The following is an 18,651-nucleotide window of genomic DNA, read 5'->3' on the forward strand; positions in this document are numbered from 1 at the left end:
GCGATAGCCCGGAGCAGCGGGCCGGCATCCCCGGTCCTGACCGACCGGTGAGCTGCAGGGCAGCCGCCGAGCGGCACGGCTCACTGGCCGGATCGGACCGGGAGCCGCCTCCAGTCCGCCGTGAACGGGCCCGCGCCGGCGCCCTCACGCCCCGGCCGGTGACGGCGGTGGAAGGGCGTCCAGCCCGATGGCCGTGGACACGGTGACGTGTGGTGCTGAGGTCAGGCGTACCGAGAAGCCGCCCCGGGAGCCCAGGAGGCCGCGGCGGCCGGCCGGTTCCGGTGCCGGGTGGTGCGGGGTCGACCGCATCACGCGGTCGTGCCGGGTGCGGTCGCGCGCGGACATCAGCCTGCGGTCCACCGTCAGTGACGGGGGCGCGCTCAGCCGCGGCCAGTGGGCGTGGTGCACGAGGACCCGCACCCTCAGCCGTCCCTCGCCCAGCTCCCGGTCCGCCTCGGCCAGGTGTTCGCCCAGCGCGCCCAGCGCGTCCGCGACCTGGTCGGCCGTCGTCCGCAGATCCTCGGCGGGGTCGTACGGCTCGGGGAGGTCCCGTGGGGCGACCACGGCGCAGCGGATGCCGAGGTCGTCGTCGCGCAGCTCGCGTCCGGCGCCGAGATCCGTGCGGGCGCCCCCGTGCAGACTGAGCGTCAGTTCGGCACCGTAGCGGCTCGCGGTCATCGCCACCGGGAACAGTCCCGTGTAGCGCAGCAGCCGGGCGCAGCCGATGAGCACCTGGCCGACCGGCCACATCGCGGACGTGCCGAGGACCCGGACGACCTCATCGTGCCGGCCGAGCCGGCGCAGGACGTCGGCGTAGTCCCGCCGGACGGCCTGCGTCGTGCCGTCCTCGGGACCGAAGGTGTGCTCGCAGGCGTCCACGAACGCCGGGTACTCCTCGGCCGCCGCGGCCAGGTCGCCCTTCCTCACCAGCACGCTGAGGAAGTTGTTCGCGGCGTTCAGGGTCAGCGGGTGCGCCGACCCCAGCGAGGCGGCGCGCTCCGTGTGCACCTGTCGGAAGAGGTTCAGCGCCTCGTCCCAGCGGCGCAGGTCCCGCAGCACCAGGGCGAAATTGTTCAGGCAGGTGAGGGTGAACAGATGCGACGAGCCGAATCGCCGCGCGAACCCGTCCCAGGCCAGCGCGTACTGCTCCACCGCCTCGATCAGCTGCCCGGACTCGTGCAGGGCCCCCGCCAGACCGTGGCGGGCCGCCGTGGTCTCCAGTTCCCGCGGTCCCTGGCTCGCCTCCAACTGGGCTACTCGTACGCGCAGTTCATTCACCGAGCGATCCGTCATCCGGTCCTCCGTCCTCGGGTACGGTGAACGACGCGGTGGCGGGCGCGGACACGGCCCGCCCGTCGTAGTCGTACCCCGGCGGGGCGGCCGTCAGCCGGCCGCGTCCACGAGCGCCAGCTCGTGCAGCCGCTCCGGCGGACCCGGCCTGGCGTAGTACCAGCCCTGGGCCGTGTCGCAGCCCAGGATGCGCAGTTGCTCGGCCTGGGCGCCGGTCTCCACGCCCTCGACGGTGACCGCGAGGTCGAGGCTGTGGGCCAGGGAGACGATGCCCTCGACGATCTTCAGGTCGACCGGGTCGGCCGGGAACTGCTGCATGCCCCGGGTGAAGGAGCGGTCCAGTTTCAGGACGCTCACCGGGAGCCGGCGCAGGTTGGCGAGGTTGGAGTAGCCGGTGCCGAAGTCGTCCAGGGCGATGTCGACGCCCATCTCGGCGAGCCGGCGCAGCGGTTTGAGGAGGTCGTCGTCGGCGCCGATCAGCGCCGACTCGGTGACCTCCAGGCAGAGGGCGTCCGGCGTGACGCCCGCGCGTTCGAGGATGTCGACCGTGTCCTGGACCAGGCCGGGATGGCCGAGCTGGCACGGGGACAGGTTGACGTTGATGCGCAGCGGGCCCGCGGCGCCCTGGCCGGCCTGCCGTTCCCGCCATTCGCGGGCCTGCCGGATGGACTCCTCCAGGACCCAGCGGCCTAGCGGCACGATCAGGCCGGTGTGCTCGGCGAGCGGGATGAACCGGTCGGGGCCGAGCACGCCGTGCTGCGGGTGCAGCCAGCGGACCAGGGCCTCGGCGCCGCGGACGCTGCCGTCGCCGAGGTGGACGAGCGGCTGGTACTCGATGAAGAACTCGCCGCGCTCCAGGGCCGTCGGCAGGGCGGTGGTGAGGCCGTGGCGGGTGATGGCGCGGGCGTCCGCCTCCGGGTCGGCCAGTTCTGAGCGGTTGCCGCCCGCCGACTTGGCCCGGTACATGGTGATGTCCGCGCTGCGCAGCACCTCCGCCGCGGTGCGCTCGCCCGCCGGGCCCTCCACGATGCCGAGGCTGCCGCGCACCAGCAGATCCCGGCCGTCGATGCTGACGGGGGTGACCAGGGCGCTCATGATGCGCTCGGCGAGTTCGTCGACCTCGCTCTCGGTGTCGGTGCCGGTGGTCAGCGCCACGAACTCGTCGCCGCCGAGCCGGGCGACCATCTCGCCGGGCGCGGTGGCGCAGGACTGGAGCCGGTCGGCGACCTCCACCAGCAGCCGGTCGCCGGCCGCGTGGCCGAGGCTGTCGTTGATGGTCTTGAAGCCGTCCAGGTCGAGGTAGCACAGGCCGAAGCGCTGGCCCTCGCCCGCGCCGAGGGCCTTCTCCAGGCGTTCGAAGAACAGCGTGCGGTTGGGCAGGCCGGTGAGGGCGTCGTGCGTGGCCTCGTAGCGCAGCCGGAGATTGAGCAGGCGGCGCTCGGTGGTGTCCTCCATGAGCGCGAGCTGGTACTGCGGGTTTCCGTCGGCGTCCCGGAGCAGGGAGACCGTCAGGTTGGTCCACAGAGCCGTTCCGTCGGGGCGGTTGAAGGCCTTCTCGACGTGGTAGTGCTCACGCTCGCCGCGGACCAGTTCCTCGTAGAGCTTCCAGATCTGCGGCGCGTCCTCCGGGTGGGTCCACTCCAGCACCCGGCGGCCGCGCAGGCCCGGTTCGGGGAGGCCGAACATGCGCAGCAGCGCCTTGTTGACCTGCAGGATGTTGCCGTCCAGGTCGGCGATGCCGATACCTATGGCCGCGCCCTCGAACACGGCGCGGAACCGGGCCTCGCTCGCGTGCAGCGCCTGGGCCACCACGCCCTGGGCCCGCAGCGCGGCCTGGGCGATGGCCTCCTGTTCGGCGAGGGTGCGCTCGCGCAGCGCCTGCGCGTATCCGGCGGCCATCGCGTGCTGCAACCGCGAGGAGCGTGCACGCAGTTCGTCCCGCGGGCTGTCGTCGCCGCAGTAGAGCACCAGGTAGGCGTCTACGCAGTCCAGGGTGCGGGCGAGCGCCTCGGGGTCGGTGCAGTGCGCCCCGACCAGCGCGGAGCCGATGGCTTTCGCCTCCTCGGCGACGAAGCCGCGGGTGTGCAGCAGGTCGCGCAACCGGCCCGCGAGGGGCAGGAGCCGCTGCTCGAACTCCGCGCGGGTCAGTGAGGTGGAGGTGACCGGGAAGACCGCCCGGCTCCAGATCGTCGCGAACCGGCGCAGTCTGTCCTCCGGCCCGTCCGGCTCCGCGCTCACGCCTTGCGCCCCACGCCGGCGAACCCGGAGAAGGCATAGGGATCCTCGTCCTCCGGCGCCGACTCCGGCCGCCAGTGCGGCATCGGCACCAGCCCGGGTTCCACCATGTCGTACCCCTCGAAGAACCGCGCGATGTCGTCGTGCGAGCGCATGATCAGCGGGTTGCGAATGTCCCTGTACACGTCCACCGTGCCCTCGGCCCGCTCCGCCGTCAGGGGGATTCCCTCGTACGAGGCATGGGTGAGGATCAGCAGGCTGCCGGGCGCGAGTGCCTCGCGCAGCTCGGCCATCGCCCCGCAGGGGTCGTCCACGTCTTCCACGAAGTGAAGTATCGCAACGAGAAGCAGCGCCACTGGCCGATTCAGGTCGATGAGACGGCTCAGTTGGGGGCTCGCGAGGATTTCCCGGGGCTTGCGCAGGTCGGCGGCGATCACGTCCGTGCCCTCGTCGCCCTGGAGTACGGCCTGGCTGTGCGCCACCGCGACCGGGTCGTGGTCGACGTACATCACCCGGGCGTCCGGCGCCGCGGACCGGGCCACCTCGTGGACGTTGCCGAAGGTGGGGATGCCGGAGCCGATGTCCAGGAACTGGGTGATGCCCTCGCCCGCCGCGAAGCGCACCGCGCGGCGCATGAACGCCCGGTTGGCCTGCATGATCTTCGGCAGCCCCGGCATGAACTCCATGGCCCTGCGGGCCGCTTCCCGGTCGACCTCGAAGTTGTGCGATCCGCCCAGGTAGTAGTCGTAGATACGCGAAACGCTCGGCACCGAGATGTCGATGCTCCGGGGGGCCCAGGCGGGACGCTCCATGTATCTCTCCCAGGGGTGGCTGACGGGGAAGGCGATCCGGTGTTCGAGCAGAGGCTACTGATCGCCCGCCAACGGAGCGACCCGAACCGGAAATTGACCATCCGTTCCCGGTCACTGCCTGCGGCAAGTGCCCGTGCGACCCCGCTGTGTCACGACGCTCCGGCCGTTCCGGTGATTCGCACGGCACACGAACGGTCCGCCCCCTCCGTGCGGTGCGGAGGGGGCGGACCTTCGGTCACGCGCCGTGGGCGGGGCGATCGACCCTGGGGAGGTGATCCTTACTTGCCCGGCGCGCCGACCGGCTTGCCGTCGGGCGAGACGGCGTACCAAGTGCCGCCCACGCCCTGACCGTTGGTGTCTCCGGGGGCCTTGTCACCGGAGAAGGTGTAGATCGGCCAGCAGTTGACCGACATCTGCTTGACGCCGTCGGGCCGGGTGAAGGGCATGAGCCCCTTCTTCTTCACGCCCTCGGTGTCGTCGGCCTTCACCGGGCCGACGGCCGGCCACTTCTCCAGGCAGGCGCCGGTGCAGTTCGAGACGGACTTCGGCCAGGCCTGGTCCTTCAGGAAGCGGTAGACCGTCATGCCGTTCTTGTCCACGACGATGTCGCCCAGTTTGGGGTCCTTGTGCACGGACAGACCGGGCAGGTCGGACACCTTGGCCTTCTTGCCGTCGGGGGCGAGCGCGAACCACTTGCCGCCCACGCCCTGGCCGTTGACGTCACCGGAGTTGACGTCCTTGGCGTAGCGGTAGGCGGGCCAGCCGCCCACGGTCAGCTGCTTGCCGCCGTCGGCCCGGGTGACCTCGCCCAGCAGCGCCTTGTCGATCCCGGCGCCGGCGGTGGCGTCGTCCGCGGGCACCGGCGGCCACGTGGTGGCGCAGTCGCCGGAGCAGTTCGACTTGGGCGGGTTGGCGGTGTCCTTGTCGAACCGGTAGAGGGTGAGGCCGGAGCCGTCCGTCAGCACATTGCCCAGGTCGGGGTTGGCGGCCACGGTCAGCTTGCCCGCTGGGGTGGCCGGGCTCGGGGAGCTGGAGCTCTGGTTGCCGTCGGCGCCGTACCCGTTGCCGGCGCCCGTATCCGTACCGGCCGGGCTGCCGTAGTCGCCCGCCGCCGCCGTGGCCCCCACGTTCTGGGCCGCCGACGCGGGGGTCGTGGTGTTGTCCTGACCGCACGCCGTCGTCAGTGCCAGCACCGAAGCGGCCGTAGCCACCAGTGAGGCGGTCCGCCAGGAGGTCCTCATCGTCAACTCCCATAATTCGCCTGCATATTGCAGCGCCCTGCTGCGCCGCCGCACGGCCATGGGTACGCGGCGAAGGGGCGGGAGCGTTCAACCCGGGCGCGAAATTCTTTTCGCTTCCTGTGACGCGGCCCCGGAGAGAGGGAGCACAAAGCGGATCAAACAGGCCAGTTGATGTGTTTCACCCTGTCAAACCATTGATGGCGTTTTGTCATCCCTTCGGATCAATCCCCGGGCACCTCGGACTACGGCCCCGCTCCGCGCCTCATGATCTTCGTCGTGCAAGGACCCGAAGCGACCCGATGCGCGCCCGTCACACGGGTGTTGGCCCTGGTGGCACTGACCTGGACCCTGGTGGGCTGCCCGGCCGGGACCGCGTCGGCCGACGCCTGTGCGTACGCCTCGACAGGCCCGGACGGCACGGTGGCGGTGGCCGTGGCGGGAGGCGGCGGCCACTGGCCCACCGCCCCGCCGTGCCCGGAACCCACCCCGCCCCCGTGCCCACCGACCCCCACCCCGACGCCCACGCCCACCCCGACGCCCACCCCTACGCCGACCCCGACCCCGGCGCCGAAGCCGAGGCCGACCCCGGCGCCCAAACCCCCTCCGAAGCCACGGCCCCCCGCCCGGCTCGCCCCGGCAGCGCCCGTGCCCCGGCCCAGGCCCAGGCCCACTCCCCCGCCCGCCCCACCTCCGGCGCCGAAGCCCACCCCGTCCGCCAAGCCCGCCCCACGGCCCGCCGCGACCCCGGTGAGCTACCCGGCGTACCGCCCGCGGCCGGCCCACCACACAGCCCCCTCCCCCACCTCACCGGTCACCTACGTCCTGCTCATCACCGTGCCCGCGATCGTCGCCGTCGCGGCGCTGCGCCCGCGCTGACGCGCCGGCCGCTCACCTCTGGAGGCACCGTTGTCGGATTGGCTTGTTCTCGTCCTCGCCATGCTGGGGGCCTGTGCCGTCGTGGTCGTCATCACCCTCGTACGGCACAAGAGGGCTCCCGAGGACGAGGACCCCAATGAGACCCCGGACGTCATCGAGTACATGACCATGTGGATCGGCGTGGTGTACGCGATCGTCCTGGGCCTGGCCATCGCGGGCGTGTGGGAGGCGCGCAGCGCCGCCCAGGACCATGTGCAGGCCGAGGCCCAGGCGCTGCACGAGATCTCCGAGCGGGTCCGGGTGTATCCGCCCGACGTCCGCGGCCGGATCCGGGCCGACGTCGACGCGTACGCCCGATACGTGGTGACCACCGAGTGGAGGTCGATGACCGAGCGCGGCCAGGTCACCGAGCACGGCGGCGCGCTGCTGGCGCGGGTCCGCCACGACGTGACCGACTATCGGCCCGGGAACGACTTCGAGGCGCAGGCGTACCAGCCGGTGCTGGACCAGATGGCCGCCGCCGACCAGGCGCGCAACGCGCGCGCCGACTCGACCGGCCCGACCATGCCGTCCGTGGTGTGGTGGGGGCTGCTCAGCGGGGCGGTGATCACCATCGGCATGGTCTTCGCCCTGCAGATCCGGCGCACCGCACGTGAGTTGGTGCTGGCCGGACTGTTCTCCGCGACCATCGCCTTCATGCTCTTCCTCATCTGGGACTTCGACGCCCCCTACAGCCGGGGCATCGCGGCGACCGCCGAGCCGTTCCTCACCCTGATCCCGGGCGCCGGGAACTAGGGTCCTTCGTCTGGATCGGGCCGCCGCAGGACTTCGCCCCGGTCACGTAACGGGACCGGGGCGAGGTGAGGGCCGTCGAAGGGGGCCGGGCTCCGGCGGGGCGGGAGCCGGGGCCGGTCAGACGCGCTTGCCGGGCCGGCGGCGCAGCCAGAACGTGCCGCCCCCGAACACGGCCGCGGCCACCAGCCCGCCGCCGATGGCCATGTCGGTCGACGTGGCGCCGGTGGACCTGCTGCCGCCTAGGCCGCCCTGGACACCGCCGAGCACGGTGAAGGCCGCCGGGCGGGTCAGGGTGCGGCCGTTGCAGTTGACCGTGATCTCGTACCGCCCGGGCCGGGCGTCACGGTCGACGTGGGCGACACCGCGCGAGACGCTGTCGCGGACCGGCGTGAGCCGGATGGTGCCGAAGGCGCGCGAGGACGCTGTGCCACCGCGGCAGCCGTTCACGGTCACGGTGAGCCGGCCGCCGGCCGGGAGGACGTCGGGCGAGACGATGATGTCGCGGTGGTTGCCGAAGTCGCCGCCCTGGCCGAAGTCGTCACCGAAGTTCCCGTCGCCCCCGAAGTTGCCGTCTCCGAAGATGTCGCCGCGACCGTTGCCGAAGTTGTCGTTGCCCCGGCCGTTGTTGAAGTTGCCGTTGCCCCGGCCACCGCCGATGTTGCCGTTGATGTGACCGTTGAAGTTGCCGTTGATGTTGCCGTTGAAATTGGCGTTCCCGTTCCCGGGGAAGTTCCCGTTCCCCGGGAAGTTGCCGTTGCCGGGGAAGTTGCCGTTGCCGGGGAAGTTGCCGTTCCCCGGGAAAGTCCCGTTCCCGGGGAGGAGTCCGTTCCCTGGGAGGATTCCGTTGAAGTTTCCGTTGCCGGTTCCGGGGATCACCACCGCCCCGGTGTTCCCGGTCCCGGTGGTGTCCGACGGGCCGCCCCCGTTGCCCATGCCGTCCGCGACGGCCACGGGGGCGGTTGCAAGCCCCAGTACGGCGACCGCAGCGCACGCGGCCCCCAGGGCACGTTGGTTTCGCATGTGATCCTCCGCGGGAGGCACCCCGGGTCCGGTTCCCGGGCGATCGGCGAGAAAGCACCTCCCGACAAGACCCTCAGGCGCCCGGAACACGCCCGCACATCGAGAATGGTCCGTTCTGGTGAGCGGACACGCCGACGGACAACCACACAATCGGATATTCGTGCAGGTCACGGCCCATCAGAAAAATCCTTTCCTCTGCAACTCGGATGGCGCACCGACGAGGTGACGGGCCACCCGTTCGCCCGTCGCCCCGTCGCCCGCCCCTCGCGCGGGACTTAGCGTTTTCCCATGCGCGAAGACGTGGTGACCGCCGCGTCGAGAGGGGATGGCGAATGTCTGCGTCCGAGCTGGCCGAGCTGGCCGAAGAGGAGGAGCGGCGGCGCAAGCGTGCCCCCTGGGGCGTGATAGCGCTTGTTCTGCTGACTGGTCTGGCGCTCATCCGCAATGGCTCGGGTGAGTTCGACGTCGGACCGCCGCAGCCCGCGTCGGCGGCGGCCGCGGACAGCCGTGCCACGCCGGAGACGGACCCGGCCGCGGCGGCGGCCGCCATCACCCCGCTGGCGTTCTCCCCGGTCGAGCAGGTCCGGATCCCGGCGATCCACGTCGACGCGCCCGTCCAGCCCGTCGGCCTGGACACCCAGGGCTGGGTCGGCGCTCCGCCGCCGGAGGACCCCAACCTGGCGGGCTGGTTCACCGGTGCCGTGTCCCCCGGGGAGAAGGGCACCGCGGTGATCGTCGGGCACGTCGACAACCAGCGGGGCCCCGCCGTGTTCTTCGGGCTCGGGGCCCTGAAGAAGGGCAACCGGATCGAGGTCCGGCGCCAGGACGGGAAGACCCCCGTGTTCGAGATCTACGGCGTGGAGGTCTTCGCGAAGAGCAGCTTCCCCGGCAACCGGGTGTACGGCTCGAAGGGCACCCCGGAGCTGCGGGTGATCACCTGCGGCGGCGGTTTCACCAAGCAGCACGGCTACGACGGCAACGTCGTCGTCTTCGCCCGCCTGGTCGCGGTCGAGTGAGCCGCCGCCGGGCGGGCGGACGCCCCCTCAGGTGACGCGCCGGGGCGGCACGGTGAGGTGGTAGCCGGAGTCGAGCAGATGGGGCAGGTACTCCCGGATCGCCTTGACGCTCTGCGAACGGTCGCCCCCGGCGTCGTGGGAGAGCACCACGACTCCGGGGGCGGCGCCGCCCTCCACCCGGTCGATGATGGTGCCGGTGCCGGGCGTCATCCAGTCGGTCGTGTCGACCGTCCAGGCCATCGGCTCCATGCCCAGATCGGAGCCGATCTGGAAGGCGGCGCGGTTCCAGGCGCCGTAGGGCGCGCGGAACCACTGGGGGCGCTCGCCGTAGCTGTCCTCGATGACGTCGCTGGTCCGCTCCATCTCGGAGCGGATCTCCTTGCGGTTGAGGCTGGTCAGCAGGGGATGCGTCCAGGTGTGGTTGCCGACGACGTGCCCCTCGTCGGCCATCCGGGCCAGCAGTTCCCGGTTGTCCACGACGCACTCCCCGCAGACGAAGAACATCGCCCGTACGTCGTACTTGGCGAGGGTGTCCAGGATGTGCGGGGTGTAGGCAGGGTTGGGGCCGTCGTCGAACGTCAGCATCATCTGCCGGCCGCGTCCGGAGATGCGCAGGATGGGCTCGTGCCGGACCTTGGGCTTGCGGGGCGCGGCGCGCGGCGGGCCGTATCCGGTGAGCGGCTGGAGCCGGAAGGCCGAGGACTTGAGCTGCTGGCGGGCCTGGGGACCGGCGACGGGTGCGGCGGTGCGGGCCGGCTCCTCGCCGCCGGCCAGGACGATTCCCGCGGTGCCCGCGGCGCCCAGCGCGGCGGTCCCGGCGAGCAGCATGCGGCGCCGTGTGAACAACTGATCCTTCTGCATGACTCATCAGTCGCCCGGCACCCCTCCGGCGCACCCCAACGACACCGGTGCGGCGGCGGTAATACACCCGTACGGCGCAACGCCGGACGCCCGGCGAACGATCTTCAGGAGGGCCGCCGGCCGTGGCGCACCAGCGGGAAGGGCAGGGTCTCTCGGATGGTGAGGCCCGTGAGGAACATGACGAGCCGGTCGACGCCGATGCCGAGGCCTCCGGTGGGCGGCATCGCGTACTCGAGGGCGTCGAGGAAGTCCTCGTCGAGTTCCATCGCCTCGGGGTCTCCCCCAGCGGCCAGCAGGGACTGTGCGGTGAGCCGGCGGCGCTGTTCGACGGGGTCGGTCAGCTCGGAGTAGGCGGTGCCCAGTTCGGTGCCGAAGGCGACCAGGTCCCAGCGTTCGGCGAGCCGGGGGTCGGTGCGGTGCTGCCGGGTGAGCGGGGAGACGTCGGTCGGGAAGTCCTTGTAGAAGGTGGGCAGCAGGGTGCGTTCCTCGACGAGCCGCTCGTACATCTCCAGGACGACGTCGCCGGGCCCGTCGTCGGCGGTGTACGGCACTCCGGCGCGGTCGCACAGCCGGTGCAGCCGCAGGAGTTCGGTGCCGGGACCGATCTCCTCGTCCAGCGCCTCGGAGAGCGCGCCGTACACCGTCCTGACCGGCCAGTCCCCGGAGATGTCGTACTCCCGGCCGCCCTTGTGCGCGACCGGGGCGCCGAAGGCGGCGGTCGCTGCACCCTGGACCAGTTCCCGGGTCAGGTCGAGCATCACGTCGTAGTCGGCGTGCGCCTGATAGGCCTCCAGCATCGTGAACTCGGGGTTGTGCTTGTAGGAGACGCCCTCGTTGCGGAAGGTGCGGCCCAGTTCGAACACCTTTTCCAGGCCGCCTACGCACAGCCGCTTCAGGTACAGCTCGGGGGCGATGCGCAAGTACAGGTCGAGGTCGTAGGCGTTGATGTGGGTGGTGAAGGGGCGGGCGATCGCGCCGCCGTGGATCTGCTGGAGCATCGGCGTCTCGACCTCTAGGTAGCCGCGGTCCAGCAGGCCCTGGCGCAGCGCCTGTACGGCTGCCGAGCGGGCGCGGACCACTCGCCGGGCGTCGGGGCTCGTGAGCAGGTCGAGGTGCCGGCGGCGGACCCTGGCCTCGGGGTCGGTGAGGCCGTGGCGCTTGTCGGGCAGCGGGTGCAGGCACTTTCCGGTGAGCTGCCAGGAGCGGACGAAGACGGTGGGCTCGCCCTTGTCGCTGCGTCCCGCGCGACCGGTGGCGGTGATGTGGTCGCCGATGTCGGTGTCGGCCCGGAAGCGGTCCAGGGCGGGCCCGCAGTGGTCCCGGGCGAGGGCGAGTTGGTGGTCCCCGGACCAGTCGCGCAGTACCGCGAAGACGATGCCGCCGAAGTCGCGGACCAGCATGACGCGGCCGGCGACCGTGACGTCCTGCCCCTGCGGGACGTCGGCGAGGGCGTGCGTGGGCAGGAGCGTGCCGACCGGGTACGGGTCGGTGCCGGTGGCGCGCAGCCGGTCGAGGGTGCGGTGCCGGACGCGGACCTGGTCGGGCAGGCCCGCGTCCGGGGCGACGGCTCCGGCCTGGTCCCCTCCGTCGAGGCCGAGCGCCGTCGAGGACGGCGGCCCCTCGGTAGTGGCGGGCCGCCGCCCTGTCTTCGGGTGCCCCTTTCGGCGGAGTTTGCGCAAGGACGGTACGGAGACGAATCCTTCGGCGATGCCGGAGGCGAGGCCGATGCGGGCGAGGGAGGCGGCGTCGCCGTAGCAGATGAAGCGCGGATACCACTGCGGGTGGTACTTGGCGTTGGAGCGGTACAGGGCCTCCAGTTGCCACCACCGGGAGAAGAACAGCAGCAGCCGGCGCCAGAGCCGCAGGACCGGTCCGGCGCCGATGCGGGCGCCCTCCTCGAAGGCGGACCGGAAGGCGGCGAAGTTGAGCGAGATCCGGTGCACCCCCAGCTTGGGGGCGGCCGCGCAGAGTTCGGTGACCATGAACTCCATCACGCCGTTGGGCGCGGCGCGGTCACGGCGCATCAGGTCCAGGGAGACGCCGTCGCGGCCCCAGGGCACGAAGGAGAGCAGCGCGAGGAGCCGGCCGTCGTCGCCGAGGGCCTCCACCAGCAGGCAGTCGCCGTCCGCGGCGTCGCCGAGCCGGTCCAGGGCCATGGAGAAGCCGCGCTCGGTCTCGGTGTCCCGCCAGGCGTCGGCCTTCGCGACGATCTCCCCCGTCTCCCGGTCGGTGAGCTGGGCGTGGCGGCGGACCCGGCAGGTGGCGCCGGTGCGGCGGACGCGGTGCACGGCCTGCCGGGTGACGCGCATGTCCCGGCCGTTCAGGTCGAACCCGGGTACGTGGAGGATCGCCTCGTCGCCGAGCTGGAGGGCACCGAGTCCGGCGCGGGCGTAGGCGCGGGCGCCGTCCTCGGAGGCTCCCATCACGGCGGGCGCCCAGGCGTGCCGGCGGGCCACGTCCAGCCAGGCGGCGATGGCGTGCGGCCACGCCTCGGGGTCGCCGACCGGGTCGCCGCTGGCGAGGCACACGCCCACCTCGACGCGGTAGGTGACGGCGGCCTTGCCGCTGGTGGAGAAGACGACGGCCTTGTCGCGGCGGGTGGCGAAGTAGCCGAGCGAGTCCCGCTCACCGTAGGCCCTCAGCAGCGCCCGGATACGGTCCTCCTCGTCGCCGTGCAGGGCCGCCTCCAGACGCTGCGAACGGAACAGGGCGGCCGCCGCGTTCAGCAGGGCGAGCGCGCCGAGCAGACCGAGCACGAAGGTGACCCGGCGCGGCGGTCGGCCGTCGTAGGCGCTGTTGGAGACCAGCCCGCCGCACACCCGGTCCGCCGCCCAGGCCAGGTGCTGGCCCTGCGGCAGGGTGCCGGGGAACAGCGAGACCAGGCCCCAGCCGAGCAGGATCGCCACCGCGAGGCCGCCCAGCAGCACGCCCAGGGCCCGCCACACGGCACCGCGCCGGGAGGCGGCGCAGAACTCCCCCCGGGCCGCCACCAGCACGAGCAGCAGCAGGGCGCACAGCACCAGGGACGGCAGCGACTGGCGGTACAGGCCGAGGGCGAGACCGACGGCGTCGCTGACGACCAGCAGGCCCAGATAGACGACGACCAGCCACCAGGCGACCTTCTTGCGGGCGGCGGTGGCGCCGGCCAGCAGGAACAGGAAGACCGCGTAGGCGAGGTTGGCGCTGATCGGGACCAGGAGCAGGTCGAGGGCCCGGACGACCGGGCGCAGGACGCGGCGCAGCGGAGCGACGAACGCGAGCAGGGCGCACAGCAGGCCGAGCGCGGCGAAGAAGGCCGCGAAGGCTGCGGGCACCCGTCCGAGGTGCCCGTCGGCGGACGGGTGCCCCGGCTCACCGGCAGCCCTCCGTGCGGCCGGCCCGGCGGTGGCAGTCATGGTTCCGACTGTAAGAAGGCCCCGGTCGGGCCGCCCGTCGAGCGAACGGCGCCGCACAGCCGCGTGACCGGTGGCGGCGCGGGACGCTGGGCGCATGGGCCGTGGCATGGACCGATCACGCGGAACCGCCGGCCGCATGACCGCGTGAACCGCCGGCCGCACGGACCAGCCCAGGAGAACGGACCGCCGGACGCTCGGGCCACGGGCACGCCGACTGCCGGGGGGCAGGAGCCACAGCGGCCGCCGGCCATACGATCCGCCGTCCGCTCGGCCCCGTGGACCGGTGGCGGAGCGGCCGTGCCAACCAGCGGCCGCTCGGGGACCAGGAGTACGGGCCGCCGGGCGTTCGGGCTACGGGCGTGCCGACTGCCGGAGGGCGCACGGGATGCTGCCGACAGGTGACCCGTGGGTCGTGCGGCGGCGTGGGCCGGCCGTGCGAAGCGCCGGCCGCTCGTCCTCGTGGACCCGTGGCCGCACGGCGGTGCGAACCGGTGGCCGCTCGGGAAGCGGCCGCAGGACGCGTGCGGGGTGGCGCCCACCGGGCCCGTGAACCCGTGCTTCGGACGGAGGGGGTGCTTCCGATAGCCTCGGGCCGTGACGGAACAGCACGAACAGCACGCGCACCAGTTCGAGCGGGGTACCGACGGGCCGAAGGTCATCGTGGTCGGGGTGGACGGCTCCGACTCCTCGCTGCGCGCCGCCGCGTACGCGGGCGGTCTGGCCCGCCGGCAGCACGCGCTGCTGGCCGTCGTGTACGTGCAGCCGGTGCTCGCGGCCGGGGCCGCGCTCGGGGCGCCGGTCGCGGAGACGACCGACGAGATCGCCGAGGACCTGGCCACCTACATCCGGGAGGCGGCCGAGCGGGTCCGGGGGATATTCGACATCCGGTGGGAGTTCCACACCTTCCGCGGCGACCCCTACAACGGCCTGGTGAAGGCGGCCGACGAACTCAAGGCCGACGCGGTGGTGGTGGGCGCCTCGGAGCAGGCCGGGCACCGCATCATCGGCTCGGTGGCGGTGCGGCTGGTGAAGGCGGGGCGCTGGCCGGTGACGGTCGTTCCGTAGCGGGTTCCCTCAGCAGCAGCGGGGTCGCGAGGAGCAGCACGCCCGCCAGGGCGATGGCCGTACGGGGGCCGGTGAACGTCGCCAGCAGGCCCCAGAGGGCGGTCAGGGCGGCCGTCGTGGCCTTGCCGGTGATCGACCAGGCGGACAGGGTACGGGCGACCCGGTCGTTCGGCGTGCACTCCAGGCGCCGGGTGGCGTACACGGGGCTGTAGACGCTCGAGCAGGTGATCACGCCGAGCTCCAGGGCCATCACCAGCAGCAGCCCGGGCAGCCCGGGCCCGACGAACGCCAGCCCCAGCGGCCAGACGGCGCGCAGGATGCTCGCGGTGCGCAGGACCCGCCACTGCCCGTACCGGGTGACGAGCGGCCGGGCCAGCCGGGAGCCGAGGAGGCCGCCCAGGCAGGGCACGGCGAAGGCGAGACCGTACTGCCAGGGGGAAAAGCCGAGCGGGCCGAGCATGAGCACGGCCAGTGGCGGCGCGGCGACCATGATCAGGGCGTTGGCCGCGAGGTTGTTGAAGAACAGCGGCCGCAGATCCGGGCTGGACAGGATGTGCCGCCAGCCCTCGAGCAGGTCGCCGGCCCGCAGGCGTTCCGTCTTCCGGCGCTCGGGGCGTGGCTCGCCGGCGCCGACGGCCCGGATGCCGAGCGCCGACAGCAGGAAGCTGACCGCGTTCGCCACGACCGTGGTGACCGGGCCGAACAGGCCGATCGCGGCGCCGCCGAGGGGTGGCCCGAGGACGAGGGCGGTCCAGTTGGCGGACTCGAAGCGGGCGTTCGCGCCGAGCAGCCGGTCGGCCGGAAGGAGCGTCTTCAGGAAGGCGCCGGAGGCCGCGTTGAAGGTGATGTCGGCGGCCGCCACGACGACGGACACGAGCAGCATCTGGCCGAACCCGAGGCCGCCGAGCGCGTAGGCGGCGGGGATGGTGAGCAGCGCGGCGAACCTGATCAGGTCCATGCCGATCATCACCGGCCGCTTCAGCCGGAAATCGACCCATGGTCCGAGCGGCACCGCCGCCACGGCACCCACGGCAGGACCGGTCGCGGCGAGCAGCGCCACCTCGGCGGGCCCGGCGTGCAGCGCGAGGACCGCGATCACCGAGAACGCGTCGAAGGCCAGATAGGTGCCCAGCGCACTCACCGCGTAGGCGGCCCACAGCCACCCGAACCGCCGCCCCATGCAGAACCTCCCGTTGATCCCCGCCATCAAAGCGAATGGAGGCCCCGCGAATCAAAACCCGGCCCGGGCCGGGGCCGGACCGCCCGTGCGTGGCGTCTTCCGTAAGGGGCGCCGCTGAGCCATCATGATCCGCCGTCAGCCGTTTGCCGTCGGCGAAGAGGTGGAACGTATGGCCAAGCTCCGGATGGGCGAAGGAATTCTCCGCCGCAAACCCATCGAGCACATCGAGGAGACCGAGGTCGGCGAGGGCGGCGGGCTCGAGCGGTCGCTCGGCCTGTGGCAGCTCACCGCGATCGGGGTGGGCGGCATCATCGGCGCCGGCATCTTCACGCTGGCCGGAACGGTGGCCAACGAGACGGCCGGGCCCGCGGTGCTGGTGTCGTTCCTCATCGCCGGTGTCGCGAGCGCCTGCGCCGCCCTGTCGTACGCGGAGTTCGCGGGGATGATCCCGAAGGCGGGCTCGGCGTACACCTACGGGTACGCGGTGCTCGGCGAGTTCGCGGGCTGGTTCATCGGCTGGGACCTGCTGCTGGAGTACACGGCCATCGTGGCGGTGGTCGCCATCGGCATCTCCGGCTACTTCAGCTTCCTGGTCGAGGAGATGGGCGCCGACCTGCCCGCCTGGATGCTGGGCGCGCCCGGGACCGGCCACGGGCACCGGGTGGACCTCTTCGCGGCCGTGCTGTGCCTGCTGATCGCCTGGCTGCTCACCCAGGGCATCCGCAGCGCGGCCCGGTTCGAGACGTTCGTGGTCACGCTGAAGGTGCTGGTGGTGCTGCTGGTGATCGGGGTGGGCGTGTTCCACATCACCACGGCGAACTACCACCCGTTCTTCCCGTTCGGCATCAGCGGGGCCTTCACCGGCGCGGCGACCGTGTTCTTCGCGGTGTTCGGCTACGACGCCATGTCGACCGCCGCCGAGGAGTCCAAGGACGCGCAGCGGCACATGCCGAAGGCGATCATCTACTCGCTGGCGATCTCGATGGTGCTGTACGTCGCCGCCTGCCTGGTGCTGACCGGCATGCAGAACTACACGGACATCGACCCGGAGAGCGGCTTCTCCACGGCGTTCAAGTCGGTCGGGCTGAGCGGGCTGGCCGACGTGATCGCGGTGGGAGCGATCATCGGCATCCTCACCGTGATGTTCACGTTCATGCTGGGCGTGACCCGCGTGTGGTTCTCGATGTCCCGGGACGGGCTGCTGCCCCGGTGGTTCGCCAAGACCCACCCGACCCGGCACGTGCCGACCCGGGTGACCTGGATCGTCGGAGCGGCGTCGGCGCTCATCGCCGGGTTCATCCCGATCGGTGAGGCGGCCGAGCTGACCAACATCGGCATCCTGCTGGCGTTCGTGGTGGTGTGCACGGCGGTGATCGTGCTGCGCTACCGGCAGCCGGACCTGCCGCGCGGCTTCCGCACGCCGTGGATGCCGTTCCTGCCGGCGCTCGGAGTCGTCTTCTCCATCTGGCTGATCACGTTCCTGCAGTGGCAGACCTGGGTGCGGTTCGCGGTGTGGTTCCTGATCGGCTGCGTGATCTACTTCGGCTACTCCTACCGGCGCTCGGTGCTGGCCGAGCGCCGGCCGGCCGACTGATCAGTCCGCCATGACCAGCCCGTCCCCGGCGGCTCCGCGGCTGAGGACCACGTCCCGGATGCGGTCGCGCACCCCTTCCAGCTCGGCACCGCCGGCGATGGCCCGGTTGAGGTCGACCACCCGCCCGGCGTCGACGTCGTACAGCTGCGGGACGAACTCGGCCTTGATGACCCGCCAGCGGTCGCCGGGGGCGGCGGGCGGGGCGAAGGTGAAACGGCCGGTGGTGGACTCGTTGCCGCGCGAGTCCCGGACGCCTCTGTCGTTGAACATCTCGCCGGCGATCTGGTCGCCCAGGCCGTAGACCACCCAGGTGCCGTTGACCTTCTGGTACGCCTGCGGGACGTGCGCGCGGGTGCCGAGAAGCAGGTCGATGTCCGGGCGGCCGTTGGTCGTCGCGGCCGTCAGGGCCCTGGCCAGGCCGAGCTGGGTCCGGTCGGGCGCGTCCTGCCACTCGGTGCCCCAGTGCACGGAGACGACGACCAGGTCGGCGCCCGCCAGCCGGGCGGCGCGGGCGTCGGAGACGATCCGGTCGGCGTCGAGCGGGTTGACGGCCCAGGGCTGCCCGGGCGGGAGCGGCCGGCCGTTGGTGCCGTAGGTGTACGACAGGTGCGCGATCCTGGCCAGGCCCGCCCGGTACAGGGTGACCGAGCGGGACTCGGCCTCGGTGCGGGCGGTCCCGGTGTGCCGCAGACCGGCCCGGTCCAGGGTGTCCAGGGTGCGCCGGATGCCGGGGGCACCGTCGTCCAGGGCGTGATCGGAGGCGGTGGCGCAGCCGTCGTAGCCGGTCGCGGCGAGGCCGGCGGCGAGCTGCGGCGGAGACATCGCGTCGGGGTCCGCGGTGCCGTCGCCGGTGATGGACTCCAGGTGGCACAGCGCCAGATCGGCCCCGTGCACGAGGGGTTCCACACCGGAGAGCATCGGGCGGTAGTCGAGGCCGTGGCCGCCGGCGTCGTAGCCCGCCCGTTCGGCGACGGAGCGGTCCGGGAGCACGTCACCGGAGGCGACGAGCGTGACAGCGCGGGCGGCCGGCGGTGCCGGGCGGCCGGCCGCGACGGGCTCCTGCCGCTCCTGGTTCAGGCAGGCGGCCCCGGCGGCGAGCAGGGCGGTCAGCGCCAGCGCCACCTGATGCCTGCGTGCGATCATCGGTTCACCCCAGCATCGTCGTCACTGCGGACGTCTTATTTACCGACAGAGCTTTGACGGCATATGGGTATGAATCCGGCTCCCGGCGCAAACAAACGGGGCACCGGAATTAGCCCATCCGTGCCACC

The 18,651-nt window shown here is 72.4% G+C and carries 14 protein-coding genes; 5 read left to right on the top strand and 9 right to left on the bottom strand.

The features are described 5' to 3' along the window. Nucleotides 1-144: 144 nt before the first annotated feature. The 4 genes from ACFVVO_RS17135 to ACFVVO_RS17150 form a co-directional block, all read right to left on the bottom strand. Nucleotides 145-1,293: a tetratricopeptide repeat protein gene (locus tag ACFVVO_RS17135; protein WP_390055690.1), complete on the bottom strand. Its 1,149-nt coding sequence runs from the start codon at nucleotides 1,291-1,293 to the stop codon at nucleotides 145-147. 90 nt (nucleotides 1,294-1,383) lie between these two features. Next, nucleotides 1,384-3,528 (bottom strand): putative bifunctional diguanylate cyclase/phosphodiesterase, encoded by a 2,145-nt coding sequence (locus tag ACFVVO_RS17140; RefSeq protein WP_390055691.1) that lies wholly within the window; start codon nucleotides 3,526-3,528, stop codon nucleotides 1,384-1,386. Beyond that, nucleotides 3,525-4,337: an SAM-dependent methyltransferase gene (locus tag ACFVVO_RS17145; protein ID WP_390055693.1), complete on the bottom strand. Its 813-nt coding sequence runs from the start codon at nucleotides 4,335-4,337 to the stop codon at nucleotides 3,525-3,527. Before ACFVVO_RS17145 ends, ACFVVO_RS17140 begins: the two co-directional genes overlap by 4 nt. A gap of 278 nt (nucleotides 4,338-4,615) precedes the next feature. Beyond that, nucleotides 4,616-5,578 carry an SCO0930 family lipoprotein gene (locus ACFVVO_RS17150; RefSeq protein ID WP_390055694.1) on the bottom strand — a complete coding sequence of 321 codons (963 nt, stop codon included), beginning with the start codon at nucleotides 5,576-5,578 and terminating at the stop codon, nucleotides 4,616-4,618. A gap of 747 nt (nucleotides 5,579-6,325) precedes the next feature. On the opposite strand from ACFVVO_RS17150, the gene ACFVVO_RS17155 reads away from it, so the two are divergent. Next, nucleotides 6,326-6,454, top strand: a complete 129-nt coding sequence (locus ACFVVO_RS17155) for a hypothetical protein (protein ID WP_365124768.1) — start codon at nucleotides 6,326-6,328, stop codon at nucleotides 6,452-6,454. Nucleotides 6,455-6,484: 30 nt separating this feature from the next. Then, nucleotides 6,485-7,249: a hypothetical protein gene (locus ACFVVO_RS17160; protein ID WP_390055697.1), complete on the top strand. Its 765-nt coding sequence runs from the start codon at nucleotides 6,485-6,487 to the stop codon at nucleotides 7,247-7,249. A 117-nt stretch (nucleotides 7,250-7,366) separates the two neighbouring features. Here ACFVVO_RS17160 and ACFVVO_RS17165 read toward each other — a convergent pair whose 3' ends face one another. Next, a complete protein-coding gene (locus ACFVVO_RS17165) occupies nucleotides 7,367-8,269 on the bottom strand; it encodes a hypothetical protein (RefSeq protein WP_390055699.1) in 903 nt (300 codons plus the stop codon). A gap of 332 nt (nucleotides 8,270-8,601) precedes the next feature. Between ACFVVO_RS17165 and ACFVVO_RS17170 the strand changes: the two genes are divergently transcribed. Further along, entirely contained in the window at nucleotides 8,602-9,285 is a 684-nt protein-coding gene (locus ACFVVO_RS17170) for a class F sortase (protein ID WP_390055700.1), read from the top strand. 27 nt (nucleotides 9,286-9,312) lie between these two features. On the opposite strand, the gene ACFVVO_RS17175 is transcribed toward ACFVVO_RS17170, so the two are convergent. Together ACFVVO_RS17175 and lysX are read right to left on the bottom strand one after the other, a co-directional pair. Continuing rightward, on the bottom strand, nucleotides 9,313-10,146 hold the full coding sequence (locus ACFVVO_RS17175; RefSeq protein ID WP_390055702.1) for a polysaccharide deacetylase family protein: 834 nt from the start codon (nucleotides 10,144-10,146) through the stop codon (nucleotides 9,313-9,315). Between the two features lie 104 nt (nucleotides 10,147-10,250). Beyond that, nucleotides 10,251-13,541 (bottom strand): bifunctional lysylphosphatidylglycerol synthetase/lysine--tRNA ligase LysX, encoded by a 3,291-nt coding sequence (gene lysX / locus ACFVVO_RS17180; protein WP_390055704.1) that lies wholly within the window; start codon nucleotides 13,539-13,541, stop codon nucleotides 10,251-10,253. Nucleotides 13,542-14,135: 594 nt separating this feature from the next. On the opposite strand from lysX, the gene ACFVVO_RS17185 reads away from it, so the two are divergent. Further along, nucleotides 14,136-14,606 carry a universal stress protein gene (locus tag ACFVVO_RS17185; protein WP_390055706.1) on the top strand — a complete coding sequence of 157 codons (471 nt, stop codon included), beginning with the start codon at nucleotides 14,136-14,138 and terminating at the stop codon, nucleotides 14,604-14,606. Here the strand turns inward: ACFVVO_RS17185 and ACFVVO_RS17190 are convergent. After that, nucleotides 14,542-15,813, bottom strand: a complete 1,272-nt coding sequence (locus ACFVVO_RS17190; protein ID WP_390055708.1) for an MFS transporter — start codon at nucleotides 15,811-15,813, stop codon at nucleotides 14,542-14,544. The two genes, ACFVVO_RS17185 and ACFVVO_RS17190, sit on opposite strands and share 65 nt — an antisense overlap. A gap of 142 nt (nucleotides 15,814-15,955) precedes the next feature. Between ACFVVO_RS17190 and ACFVVO_RS17195 the strand changes: the two genes are divergently transcribed. Further along, on the top strand, nucleotides 15,956-17,380 hold the full coding sequence (locus ACFVVO_RS17195) for an amino acid permease (RefSeq protein ID WP_390055709.1): 1,425 nt from the start codon (nucleotides 15,956-15,958) through the stop codon (nucleotides 17,378-17,380). On the opposite strand, the gene ACFVVO_RS17200 is transcribed toward ACFVVO_RS17195, so the two are convergent. After that, nucleotides 17,381-18,523: a CapA family protein gene (locus ACFVVO_RS17200; RefSeq protein ID WP_390055710.1), complete on the bottom strand. Its 1,143-nt coding sequence runs from the start codon at nucleotides 18,521-18,523 to the stop codon at nucleotides 17,381-17,383. It lies immediately after the preceding gene. Nucleotides 18,524-18,651 lie beyond the last annotated feature (128 nt).

The sequence above is a fragment of the Streptomyces sp. NPDC058145 genome (genome assembly GCF_042884245.1).
Lineage (GTDB): Bacteria > Actinomycetota > Actinomycetes > Streptomycetales > Streptomycetaceae > Streptomyces.